The organism is Nocardioides ungokensis (assembly GCF_013466985.1).
Taxonomy (GTDB): domain Bacteria; phylum Actinomycetota; class Actinomycetes; order Propionibacteriales; family Nocardioidaceae; genus Nocardioides; species Nocardioides ungokensis.
In genome coordinates, this window is sequence record NZ_CP059164.1 from 4087669 (window position 1) to 4099349 (window position 11681).

Genomic DNA, 11681 nt, shown 5'->3' on the forward strand with positions numbered 1-11681 from the left:
CTCGGTTAACAATGCTCGATTGCATGTCACGGGGGGTGACGATGAGACAGGATGAGGCTTCGATGACAACGGAGCCATCACACCCATCGCCCCACCCCCGTCGTTCCCGGGCAGCAAGACTGGACATTCGATGACCCTCCTCTCGGTCGGCCGACCTAGCCTCACCGCCGCGACCCCGAGTCGGGCACTGCGGGCGCTTCCGGTCACCGCGCTGACGATGGACCTGGTCGTCATCCTGGCCGTCGGACCTTCGCGGCGATGGGCCGGGAGCGGTTCGACGTGTTCGACAAGTCGGCCGACGTCGTTGGCAGCCTGGGCATGGCCGGGCCGTTCATCCTGCTGGCCTGGCTGCTCGCCATCGCGGTCTTCGGTGGCTACCGCCGCAATGTCTTCGGGGTCGGCACCGACGAGTACAAGCGCGTCATGAACGCCAGCCTCGTCACCGCGAGCCTGGTCGGCGTGGGCTGCTACTTGGCGCGCTTCTCACTCTCGCGCGGCTTCTTTTTCCTGGCCTTCGTCATCGGCATCCCCGCCCTGCTGATCGGCCGTCTGGTCCTTCGCCGGGCGTTGCACAGCGCCCGTCGCCACGGAGCCCTGCAGCAGCGCGTGCTGATCGCCGGTTCCCAGGCTCACGTCGACGAAATTGCGGTCGTGCTCCGCCGCGAGCCGTGGCTGGGCTACAACGTGATCGGGGCACTCACCCCGACCGTCGACCTGAGCGAGGAGACGAGCACCGGCATCCCCGTCCTGGGCAACACCGACGAGGCCACCTCCATAGCGCGGCACGCCGGCGCCGACGTCATCTTCTTCGCCAGCGGTGCACTCGGCTCGGGCAACCAGATGCGCAAGGCGATCTGGGACCTCGAGCACCAGGAGGTCCAGGTCGTGGTCGCGCCGAGCGTCACCGACATCTCGAGCGACCGGATCCGAGTCCGCCCCGTCGGCGGCCTCCCGCTGATGCACATCGACCCGCCGACCGGCATCGACGCATCGCGCTGGGGCAAGCGCCTGTTCGACGTCCTCGGATCGGCCCTGCTTCTGCTGGTCTTCGCACCGCTGATGCTCGTGATCAGCCTGCAGGTCAAGCGGCACGACGGCGGCCCGATCCTCTTCAAGCAGACGCGGATCGGCAAGGACGGACGCGAGTTCCCCTGCTTCAAGTTCCGCACCATGGTGACCGACGCCGAGCGCTGCTCGCCCGCCTGCACGCCGAGCACGGCTATGAGGTCGGCCTGTTCAAGATGAAGGACGACCCGCGCATCACCGGGCCCGGCAAGTGGCTGCGGCGTTTCTCGCTCGACGAGCTGCCCCAGCTGTTCAACGTGTTCCTCGGCGACATGAGCCTGGTCGGCCCGCGTCCCCGCTGCCGCGCGAAGTGGCGACGTACGACGTCGAGGCGCACCGCCGGCTGCGGGTCCGCCCCGGCATGACGGGCCTCTGGCAGGTCTCAGGGCGCTCGGACCTGTCCTGGTCGGAGGCGATCCGCCTGGACCTCTACTACGTCGACAACTGGTCGATGCTGCAGGACGTGTCGATCCTGGCGAAGACGTTCAGCGCAGTCGTCGGCTCCCGCGGCGCCTACTGACGCCTTAGAGCCCAAGCCCCGGCTTCGGCGCCTTCCGGTCCTTGAGCAGCCCCAGCAGGTAGTCGCCGTACCCGCTCTTGTCGAGCGCCTCGGCCTGCTCGACGAGCTGGTCGTCGGTGATGAACCCGAGCCGCCAGGCCACCTCCTCGGGAGCCCCGATCTTCAGGTCCTGCCGGTCTCGATCGTGCGCACGAAGTTGCTGGCGTCGTTCATGTCGTCGAAGGTCCCGGTGTCCAGCCACGCGGCCCGCGCGGCAGCACCTCGACCTTGAGCCGGCCCTCGTCGAGGTAGGTGCGGTTGAGGTCGGTGATCTCGAGCTCGCCGCGGGCCGAGGGCTGGAGGTTCTTGGCCCGCTCCACGACGTCGGTGCCGTAGAAGTAGATGCCCGGGACAGCGAAGCTGCTCTTCGGGTGCTCGGGCTTCTCCTCCAGCGAGAGCGCCTTCCCGGAGTCGTCGAACTCGACCACGCCGTACGCCGTGGGGTCGGCGACCCGGTAGCCGAACACCGCGGCGCCGTCGATCTCGGTGAACCGGCGCAGCGCGATGCCGAGCCCGCCGCCGTAGAAGATGTTGTCGCCGAGGATCAGGGCGCAGCGGTCCCCGTCGATGTGCTCCTCGCCGATCACGAACGCCTGCGCCAGGCCCTCCGGGCGCGGCTGCGCGGCGTAGGTGATGGAGATGCCGAACTGCGACCCGTCGCCCAGCAGCCGCCGGAACTGCTCCTGCTCGTGGGGCGTCGTGATCACCAGGATGTCCCGGATCCCGGCCAGCATGAGCGTGGACAGCGGGTAGTAGATCATCGGCTTGTCGTAGATGGGCACCAGCTGCTTGCTGATGCCCCGGGTGATCGGGTGGAGCCGTGAGCCGGTGCCACCGGCCAGGATGATCCCGCGCATGCCGGTGATCCTGACAGATCCCCGGGGACGCCGGCATCTCCCCCGCACCCGCGACCGGGCACGGCGACCCTTCTAGACTCGCCAGCGTGGAACGCATCCTTGTCACCGGCGGTGCCGGCTTCATCGGCTCGAACTTCGTGCACCATCTGGTCGCGCACACCGACGCTCGCGTCACCGTGCTCGACAAGCTGACCTACGCCGCGAGTCCGGCGGCCATCGAGCCGCTCCCCTCCGACCGGGTCGAGCTGGTGGTCGGCGACATCGCCGACGCCGCGGTGGTCGAGCCGCTGGTCGCCGAGCACGACGCCGTCGTGCACTTCGCCGCCGAGTCCCACAACGACAACTCGCTGAACGACCCCGCGCCGTTCGTGCAGACCAACCTGGTCGGCACCTTCACCATCCTCGAGGCCGTGCGCAAGGCCGGGGTGCGGCTGCACCACGTCTCCACCGACGAGGTCTACGGCGACCTCGAGCTCGACGACCCGGCCCGCTTCACCGAGGCCACCCCCTACCAGCCCAGCAGCCCCTATTCCGCCTCCAAGGCGGGTTCGGACCACCTGGTGCGCGCCTGGGTGCGCAGCTTCGGCGTGCAGGCCACGATCTCGAACTGCTCCAACAACTACGGGCCCTGGCAGCACGTGGAGAAGTTCATCCCGCGCCAGATCACCAACGTCATCGCCGGCGATCGGCCCAAGCTCTACGGGGCCGGCCTCAACGTGCGCGACTGGATCCACACCGAGGACCACTCCTCGGCGGTCCTCACCATCCTCGAGCGGGGCCGGATCGGCGAGACCTACCTGATCGGCGCCGACGGCGAGCGCAACAACCTCGAGGTCGTCCAGCTGATCCTGCGCCACTTCGGGCGCGCCGCTGACGACTTCGACCACGTGACCGACCGCGCCGGCCACGACCTGCGCTACGCGATCGACTCGACCAAGCTGCGCACCGAGCTCGGCTGGAAGCCGGCGTACGACGACTTCGAGGCCGGGCTGGCTGCGACCATCGGGTGGTACCAGGAGCACGAGGACTGGTGGCGCCCGGCGAAGGAGCAGACCGAGGCGGCCTACGCGGCGCTCGGCCAGTGACCCGCCCGGGCCGGGATCAGGGCCTGAGCGCTTCGGAACGCCCGTAGTCGTCGGCGAGGCGGACGATGTCGTCCTCGCCGGTGTAGCTGCCGCGCTGCACCTCGATGATCACGAGCTCGTCGTCGTGCGCGTTGGCGATGCGGTGCGCCGCGCCGATCGGCACCGCCACGAGCTCGCCCGGGCCGGCCACGACCGTGACCTCGTCGATGAGGCAGGTCGCCGTGCCGGACACGACGAACCAGTGCTCCTCGCGGAACTCGTGGGTCTGGTAGGACAGCCGGTGCCCCGGCCGGACCTCGATCCGCTTGACCTTCCAACCGTCGCCGGAGTCGAGCACCTGCCAGGTGCCCCAGGGCCGGACCTCGAAGTCCTGTGTCATGAGCTCCCCCAGATCAAGGCGCGCGACTCTCGCACGTTGCAGCCCAAGGGTAGCCAGTCGGGACCGCCAGCCGACTCCACCAGATTGGTGAAGCACTCCGGCGGATAGAGTGGGCGCGCGCCGCGGTGCGCATGGGGCACTTGACCGCGAATGAGACGGGACAGACGTGGAACTGAAGGACTACTGGCGCACACTCCGTCGACGCTGGAAGGTCGTGGTCCTCTGTGTTGCGGCCACGCTTGCCGTCGCCTCGGTCATCACCTGGCAGACCACGCCGCTCTACTCCTCGTCGACGCGGATCTTCGTGTCCACGAGCCCGTCCGACTCGACCCAGGCTTACCAGGGCAACCTGTTCGCCACCCAACGGATCGCGTCCTACGCCTCGCTGGTCAAGGACCGCCCCTTGGCCCAGCGCGTGGCCGACGATCTGGGCGGCACCATCGACCCAGACACCCTGAGAGATGAGGTCACCGCCACCGTCGACCCCGACACGGTCATCCTCCAGATCACCGCCACGGATGCGGACGCGGTGACGGCTCGCGATATCGCCCAGTCCTACGCTCAGCAGCTCAAGATTCTGGTCGGCACCCTGGAGACGCCCAACGGCAAGAAGGCGCCGTTGGTCAAGGCCTCCATTGTCGACAACGCCCAGGTCGCCGACGTCCCGGTGAGCCCGCAGCCAGTGCGCAACCTCGGCCTGGCCTTCGTGCTGGGACTTCTGCTCGGCGTCGGCCTCGCGGTGCTCCGCGAGCTGATGGACACATCGGTCTCCACAGCGGAAGACATTGCAGAGGTGACGACGGTCCCGATCCTCGGCCACATCGGCGTGGACGCCTCCGCAGCGAAGAAATCGCCCGCCGAGGTCCTCAGCGACGTCACCCCCTGGGCCGAGGCCTTCCGGGTGCTGCGCACCAACATGCAGTACGTCGAGGTCGACCAGGACCAGCGCGTCTTCGTGGTCTCGAGCTCGCTGCCCGGAGAGGGCAAGTCGACCACAGCGGTCAACCTCGCCATCACGCTCGCGCTCGCCAAGCAGCGGGTCGTCCTGGTCGAGTGCGACCTGCGCCGGCCGCTCATCGCCCAGCGCCTGAACCTGGACGACGGGGTCGGCACCACCAGCGTCCTGATCGGCAAGGTGCAGCTCAACGACGCCCTGCAGCCCTACGACGAGACCGGCCTACAGGTGCTCACCAGCGGCCCGATCCCGCCCAACCCGTCGGAGCTCCTGCAGTCCCACGCGATGGAGAAGCTGCTCGGCGAGCTGCGCGACCAGTTCGACATCGTCATCCTCGACGCCCCGCCGCTGCTGCCGGTGACCGACGCGGCCCTGCTGGCCGCACAGGCCGACGGCGCCCTGGTGGTGGTCCGCCACGGCAAGACCACCCGCGACCAGCTCAAGCATGCGATCGAGCGGATCGAGGCCGTGGACGCCAAGCCGATCGGCGTGGTGATCAACCTGGCCCCGTCGCGGCGCACCGGCCGTTCCTACGGCTACGGGTACGGCTACGGGTATGGCGGATACGAGCCGCGGGTCAGCGACGCCGCGTCAAAGAAGCCAGCGCGGGACGCACATCGGCAAGGTAGACAAAAGCGGCAATCGTGAACGCCAGGTTGATCAGGTTGATCGGCGAGCTGGCGACCATGAGCACCTGAAGGACCAGCCCGAGCCCCAGGATGATCGACCAGGCGGGCTTGGTCATCTTGCCGGCCGCCGTGTAGTGCTCCTTGGAGAACATCAGGCAGTTGACGAACGCATAGATCTTGACGCCCAGGAGGACCACCTCCACCAGCAGCGAGAAGATTCCCTCGATCGCGAACACGTTCATCACACCCCCAGCCTAGGTGCTCCCGGGGCACGCGGCGACCGCCTCCCGCTGGTCGAGTAGCCCGCGAGGAACGAGCGGGCGTTTCGAGACCAAGCACCACGAAGCCCCCGGCACCGAAGGCACCGGGGGCTCCACAGGTCAGAACAGACTCAGCTGTCCCTCATCAGGCTCTGCTCTTCAGTCGCCGATCTTCTCGGCGGCCTCGGTCGCGGCGGTGGTCGCGTTGGAGGCCGTGGTCTTGGCGGCGGTGGCGGTCGCCTTGGCGCTGGGGGCGGCCGGCGACTTCTTGGCCGTGGTCGAGGCCTTCTTGGCCGTCGACTTCGCGCCGGAGGTGGTCTTCTTCGCAGCCGACTTGGTGGTCTTGGCGGCCTGGGTCTTGGTCGTCTTCGCCTTGGCCGTGGTGGTCTTGGCGGCCGACTTCGTGGCCTTGACCGACTCCTGGCCGCGGATCCGGCCGACGAGGGTCTCGCCGCGCTTGGCGAGGTCGCCGTAGGCGCTGGTCACGGTGGAGACGTTCTCGTTCACGAGCGCCTGCACCTTGGCCGGCAGCTCCTTGGCCTCGGCCTGGAGCTCGGCGACGCGGGCTTCGATGGCCGCACGGCGGGCCTTGGCGTCCTTGGAGAGCGCCTCGACGCGCGAGCTGACGACGGTGACGGCCTGGTCGCGCAGGTTCTGCGGCTGCAGGTCGATGTCGGTGACGGTCTTCTGCACGCCGGCGACGCGGGTCTGCACCTCGGTGACGTAGCCGCGGACGTACTCCACGGCGAGGTCGGTGACGCCCACGCCGGCGTACAGCGGGCGGGTGGCCTCATTCTTGATGTCGAACTTGGTCTTGGCCATGTCCTTCACTTCCTTCGTGGTTGTCGGTCCGGCCCGGGCGCCGAACCTCGTGGGTTCAGCTCTCCGGGATGTCGTCCGGCTTGCTGATGTCGCTCACGGGCCTGGCGGCGTTGAGCGCCAGGAACGATGCGTAGACGTCCAGCAGCGACTGCTTCTGACGCTCCGTCAGGCCGGTGTCGCTGAGCACGGCCAGCTCGACCGAGCCACCGACGCCGTCCTCGGGGTTGAGGATCCCGGCGCGGATGTAGAGCTGCTCCGCGGAAATCCGCAGCGCCTTGGCGATCTGCTGCAGCACGTCGGCCGAGGGCTTGCGCAGACCACGCTCGATCTGGCTGAGGTAGGGGTTGGACACACCGGCCTGCTCGGCGAGCTGCCGGAGGGAGAGACGCGCTGCGATGCGCTGCTCCTTCAGGTAGTCACCGAGTGACTCGACGGTCTTCCCGACCTTTCCCTTGGCCATGACTCCACACTGCTAGCAAGAGTTAGCAAATGCAAACTCCCCAGCGGTGAAGCGAGTCACACCGAGCGTGAAGAGCCCAAGAAAATAAGGAGAATCTCAGCAGACCGCCCGCTAACAAGGCCGCTACCGCGGTTGAGGCGATGCGCTGAGGAGGCGCGCCGGCGCCGTCTCATAGTGTGCGAGCGCACCCGGCGGTTGAGGTGCGAGCGTCAGCGAGCCTCGAAACCCCGGAACCCGAGCGCGCGCTACGTCTGCCGCCACAGCCACACGGCCATCCCCAGCCCCGCCAGCCCCGCGAGGTCGGCACTGGTCAGCCCGTGGTCGCGCGTGAAGTGGATGAGCACGTCGCCCTCCATCGGCCCGTTGACCACCAGCCACAGCACCGACGCGACCACGAGGACGGGCACCGCCGGCCGCCCGACGAAACCCGCCAGGCAGGCGCTCACGACGAGAAGCACGAGCACCAAGCCGGCGAGCATCAGGTCCCGCTCAGCAGGGGTTGCATCAGAAGCACGCGCGGATGTCGCCGACGCGCTTGCCCCCGCCGAGCAGCTCCACCACACCGGTGCGTCGCACCGCCGCGGCGTCGACGCCCGGCTCGTCCAGCACCCCGCTGCGCCGGAGCGCCTCGGCCATCAGCACCGGCCGGACCCGCGCCGCGCCGTCGTCGGTCTTCAGGGCCCAGGCCCGCCCGTCGGGCAGCGCGACCGCATAGCAGGACTCCGCGCCCGCTTTCCCGATGGCGCCGGGGATCGCGGTGAGCAACGTCCGCTCGTCGCGCGTTGAGCCTGAGACGTACGCCGGGTGCTGGCGGATCGCGTCGGCCACCAGACGCTCCGGCCCGTCCTCGGCGATGGCGAGCGCCCGGAAGGCGCGGGCCAGCCCCACCAGCGAGGTCGACAGCAGCGGCGCCCCGCAGCCGTCGATCGCGACCGCGGTCACCGGCTCGCCGGTGAGCTCCGCGAAGGTCGCCGTGATCGCTCGCTGCAGCGGGTGGTCGGGGTCGCGGTAGGTCGCGGTGTCCCAGCCGTTGATGACGCAGGTGGCCAGCATCGCGGAGTGCTTGCCCGAGCAGTTCATCAGGATCGGCGAGCGCTGCCCGCCGGCCCGGATTAGCTCGTCGCGCGTGGCGTCGTCGAGCGGGTAGTCCGGCGGGGTCTGCAGCGCGCTCTCGTCGAGCCCGACCGTCCCGAGGATCTTGCGGGCGCCGGCCACGTGGAAGTCCTCACCCGAGTGCGAGGCGCAGGCGAGCGCCAGCAGCTCCGGAGTCAGGTCGAGGCCGAGCCGGACCATGGCCAGCGCCTGGACGGGCTTGTTGCACGAGCGCGGAAGCATCGGCGCCTCGGTCTCCCCGACGCCCCACTCGGGGGTCCCGTCGCGGCCCAGCGCGACGACCGACCCGTAGTGGTGCCCCTCGACGAACCCGGAACGCACGATCTCGGCCACGACGACAGGGCGGGAGAGCACAGGAGAAGACATGGCCCGCAGAGTAGCCACCGCCGGGTGAGAGGATGACGCCCGTGTCGACCCCGCCCGCGCCCCAGCACTGCCCTCTCCCCCGCGAGCTCGACGACCTCGAGCTGCTGACCAGCGGCGCGTTCGCGCCGATCAGCGCCTTCAACGAGCCCGGGAGCCCGGTCACCCTCGACCTCCCCACCGACGTGGCGGAGCGTGCGGCCGCCGCCGGGGCTGTCGAGCTGGTCGACCCCGAGGGGCTGCCGCTGGCCCGGGTGACGGTCCCCGGCGGCGCCGTCGAGCCGCTCACGCACGCCCAGTTCGGGCCGTTCCGCAGCCACTACCTGACGCCGGTGGAGTCGCAGGAGCGGTACGCCGGGCGCACCTTCGTCCCCGTCACCGACGCCCTCACCCGGGCCCAGCTCGACGGGCTGGCCACCGCCGGGCCGCTGGTGCTGCTGGCACTGGTCGGGTCCGGCACGCCCGACCTCACCCCCGTCGCCCTGCTCCGGGCCACCCTGGCCGCCGCCGGCCACCTGCCGGACGCCGCCGTTGTGGCCGTCCCGCTGGCCGCCCACGGCGACGCCGAGGTGGACCACGCCCTCGGCCTGCGGGTCGCCACCAACTACGCCGGCACCAACCCGGTCATGGGCCTCCCCTCCACCCCGGTGGTTGAGGTGCGAGCGTCAGCGAGCCTCGAAACCCCGGGAGCGACCAGCGACCTCTACCCCGCCGACATCGCCGAGATCGTCGACTTCGACCAGCCTCCAGCCGACCGCCAGGGCCTGGTCCTTTTCTTCACCGGCCTCTCCGGCAGCGGCAAGTCCACGCTGGCCCGCGCGCTGATGGACCGCCTCCTCGAGCACGGCGTCCGCACGGTCACCACGCTCGACGGCGACGTCGTACGCCGCCACCTCTCCGCCGGCCTGACCTTCTCCAAGGAGGACCGCGAGACCAACATCCGCCGGATCGGGTGGGTCGCCGCGGAGATCTCCCGCCACGGCGGCGTGGCGGTCTGCAGCCCGATCGCGCCGTTCGACGAGACCCGGCAGCAGGTCCGGGCCATGGTCGACGAGGCCGGCGGCGCCTTCTTCCTCGTCCACGTGGCCACTCCGTTGGAGGAGTGCGAGCGTCGCGACCGCAAGGGCCTCTACGCCAAGGCCCGCCGCGGCGAGATCCCCGAGTTCACCGGCATCTCCTCGCCCTACGAGGAGCCCGAGGACGCCGACGTCCGCGTCGACACGACCGGCCGCACCATCGAGGACGCCCTCGCCGACGTCCTGGTCGCCCTGCGCGACGAGGGATACCTCGACCTCACGCAGGAAGAACCCACCTCTCCGACTGATCCGGAGCTCAAGGGTGCAGCCGGAGCTCCGGCGGTCAAGGGCTCCGGCACATCCCCGGCGGTTGAGGTGCGAGCGTCAGCGAGCCTCGAAACCCCGGAACCCGAAGCCAGCTCCGACAACACCCACCTCAACATCCTCTTCGTGTGCACCGCCAACATCTGCCGCTCCCCCTACATGGAGCTGGTCTCGCGCCACCTCGTCGGTGAGCTCGACGACCTGCAGTTCGCCAGCGCGGGCACCCACGGCTTCCGCGACAGCGCGATGGACCCGGTGATGGCCGCGACGCTGGCCCCGCTCGGGGTCTCCGCCGACGGCTTCCGCAGCCGCCCGCTCACCGCGGACATGGTCGAGGGGGCCGACCTGGTCCTCACCGCCGAGACCGCGCACCGCTCCTTCATCCTCGACGACCACCCGGCGGCCTTCCGCAAGGTCTTCACCCTGGGCCAGTTCGCCGAGGCGGTGAAGACTGCTCCCGACGGGCTCACCGGGCGCTCCCTGCTCACCGTCATCGGCGAGCACCGCGGCACCGCCGACCGCTCGCTCGACATCCCTGATCCGTACGGCCGGGGTCCCGAGGCGGCCGAGGCCAGCGCCCGGCTGCTGGAGGACCGACTGCGTGCCGTTTTAACTGCACTACTTGGATAGAAGTAAGGTCTCTCCTCATGAACGACCTGATCACGACCTCCTTCTTCTCGATCCTCGCGGCGGGCTTCTTCGTCGGGATCGTGGTCGGTCTCACCGGGATGGGCGGGGGCGCCCTGATGACACCGGCCCTGATCTTCCTCGGCGTGGGTGATGCGGCCACCGTGGTGACCGCGGACCTGACCGCCGCCGCGATCTACAAGACCGGCGGGGCGGTCACCCACGCCCGCGAGGGATCCCCCAACTTCGCCCTGGCCAAGTGGCTCATCCTCGGCTCGGTGCCGATGGCCCTGCTCGGGCCCTGGCTGATCCATGCCGCTGCCGGGTCCGAGCCGGACTCCCTCGACACGCTGCTGAAGGAGTGCATCGGGTTCGCGCTGCTGCTCGCGGCCTCGACGTACGCCCTGCGGCTCTACATCAACCTGCGCCGCGTGCGCGGCGGCGCACCGGCCGCCGACCCGAACCCCAAGATCCGTCCGCTGCCCACCGTGCTGGTCGGCGCCCTGGGCGGTCTGCTCGTCGGCATCACCAGCGTCGGCTCGGGCTCGGTCATCATGATCGCGCTGCTGATGCTCTACCCCGGTCTCTCGGCCGTGAGGCTGGTCGGCACCGACCTGGTGCAGGCGGTGCCGCTGGTGCTGGCCGCGGCGATCTCCAACATCTACCTCAACGGCCTCGACTGGCACATCCTGATCCCGCTCGTGCTCGGCTCGACCCCCGGCACGATCCTGGGCTCCAGGATCGCCCCGAAGGTCCCGCAGTCGTTCATCCGCCGCGGCATCGTGATCGTGCTGACGATGTCGGGCGTCGCGCTGCTCGACAAGGCCGGCTGGGCCCCGCTGGGCGCCGGCGACGACCAGACCCACCCGATCCTGGTGGCGATGATCGGCCTCGTCATGATCGTGGTCGTCCCCGTGGTGTGGGGATTCCTGCGCAAGGAGCAGGGCCTGCCCTTCATGGGAGCGCCCACGGTCGCCGAGCTGGAGAACCCACCAGGCTGGAAGCACCAGGACAAGGCGCCGACGCCCTCGAAGGGCCAGCCGCCAGCTGCGGAGTGAGCCGGGCGCCCCGACCGGAGAAGCGACCCGGGCGCCCGACCGGTCCGCGCGAGTGCACGTCCCGGATCGGCCGCCATCGGGCGGCCAGGTTTGCGTCGACTTGCTCGCG

The 11681-nt window shown here is 69.8% G+C and carries 13 protein-coding genes and 1 pseudogene; 6 read left to right on the top strand and 8 right to left on the bottom strand.

The features are described from left to right. The first annotated feature begins 258 nt into the window (after window positions 1-258). Together H0S67_RS26975 and H0S67_RS26980 are read left to right on the top strand one after the other, a co-directional pair. The gene (locus H0S67_RS26975; RefSeq protein WP_219635364.1) at window positions 259-1245 is read left to right on the top strand and encodes a sugar transferase; all 987 of its coding nucleotides are present in this window, start codon (window positions 259-261) and stop codon (window positions 1243-1245) included. Next, window positions 1242-1585 (top strand): annotated as a pseudogene (locus H0S67_RS26980) (sugar transferase). The gene H0S67_RS26975 and the pseudogene H0S67_RS26980 overlap by 4 nt, the downstream one beginning before the upstream one ends. 4 nt (window positions 1586-1589) lie before the next feature. Here the strand turns inward: H0S67_RS26980 and H0S67_RS28480 are convergent. Both H0S67_RS28480 and rfbA read right to left on the bottom strand, forming a co-directional pair. Further along, entirely contained in the window at window positions 1590-1727 is a 138-nt protein-coding gene (locus H0S67_RS28480; protein ID WP_425489838.1) for a hypothetical protein, read from the bottom strand. Window positions 1728-1794: 67 nt separating this feature from the next. After that, entirely contained in the window at window positions 1795-2481 is a 687-nt protein-coding gene (rfbA, locus tag H0S67_RS20255; protein ID WP_425489839.1) for a glucose-1-phosphate thymidylyltransferase RfbA, read from the bottom strand. An 86-nt stretch (window positions 2482-2567) separates the two neighbouring features. On the opposite strand from rfbA, the gene rfbB reads away from it, so the two are divergent. After that, window positions 2568-3566, top strand: coding sequence for a dTDP-glucose 4,6-dehydratase (gene rfbB / locus H0S67_RS20260; protein ID WP_180934495.1), 999 nt, complete (start codon window positions 2568-2570; stop codon window positions 3564-3566). 16 nt (window positions 3567-3582) lie between these two features. Here rfbB and H0S67_RS20265 read toward each other — a convergent pair whose 3' ends face one another. After that, complete coding sequence (locus H0S67_RS20265; protein ID WP_180934496.1) at window positions 3583-3945, bottom strand: phosphomannose isomerase type II C-terminal cupin domain; 363 nt, start codon at window positions 3943-3945, stop codon at window positions 3583-3585. Between the two features lie 166 nt (window positions 3946-4111). Here H0S67_RS20265 and H0S67_RS20270 point away from each other — a divergent pair, with 166 nt between their 5' ends. After that, complete coding sequence (locus H0S67_RS20270; RefSeq protein ID WP_180934497.1) at window positions 4112-5548, top strand: tyrosine-protein kinase domain-containing protein; 1437 nt, start codon at window positions 4112-4114, stop codon at window positions 5546-5548. Here the strand turns inward: H0S67_RS20270 and H0S67_RS20275 are convergent. From H0S67_RS20275 to H0S67_RS20295, 5 genes are all read right to left on the bottom strand, one after another. Further along, window positions 5478-5771, bottom strand: a complete 294-nt coding sequence (locus tag H0S67_RS20275) for a DUF2516 family protein (RefSeq protein WP_246355419.1) — start codon at window positions 5769-5771, stop codon at window positions 5478-5480. The two genes, H0S67_RS20270 and H0S67_RS20275, sit on opposite strands and share 71 nt — an antisense overlap. Window positions 5772-5948: 177 nt before the next feature. Further along, on the bottom strand, window positions 5949-6611 hold the full coding sequence (locus tag H0S67_RS20280) for a hypothetical protein (protein WP_180934499.1): 663 nt from the start codon (window positions 6609-6611) through the stop codon (window positions 5949-5951). A gap of 55 nt (window positions 6612-6666) precedes the next feature. Continuing rightward, window positions 6667-7071 (bottom strand): helix-turn-helix domain-containing protein, encoded by a 405-nt coding sequence (locus H0S67_RS20285; RefSeq protein WP_180934500.1) that lies wholly within the window; start codon window positions 7069-7071, stop codon window positions 6667-6669. 245 nt (window positions 7072-7316) lie between these two features. Continuing rightward, window positions 7317-7550 carry a hypothetical protein gene (locus H0S67_RS20290; RefSeq protein WP_180934502.1) on the bottom strand — a complete coding sequence of 78 codons (234 nt, stop codon included), beginning with the start codon at window positions 7548-7550 and terminating at the stop codon, window positions 7317-7319. A gap of 25 nt (window positions 7551-7575) precedes the next feature. Continuing rightward, complete coding sequence (locus H0S67_RS20295) at window positions 7576-8550, bottom strand: asparaginase (protein ID WP_180934503.1); 975 nt, start codon at window positions 8548-8550, stop codon at window positions 7576-7578. A 41-nt stretch (window positions 8551-8591) separates the two neighbouring features. On the opposite strand from H0S67_RS20295, the gene cysC reads away from it, so the two are divergent. Both cysC and H0S67_RS20305 read left to right on the top strand, forming a co-directional pair. Then, complete coding sequence (gene cysC / locus H0S67_RS20300; RefSeq protein WP_246354919.1) at window positions 8592-10517, top strand: adenylyl-sulfate kinase; 1926 nt, start codon at window positions 8592-8594, stop codon at window positions 10515-10517. A gap of 17 nt (window positions 10518-10534) precedes the next feature. After that, window positions 10535-11572 carry a sulfite exporter TauE/SafE family protein gene (locus H0S67_RS20305; protein WP_180934506.1) on the top strand — a complete coding sequence of 346 codons (1038 nt, stop codon included), beginning with the start codon at window positions 10535-10537 and terminating at the stop codon, window positions 11570-11572. The last annotated feature ends 109 nt before the right edge of the window (window positions 11573-11681 follow it).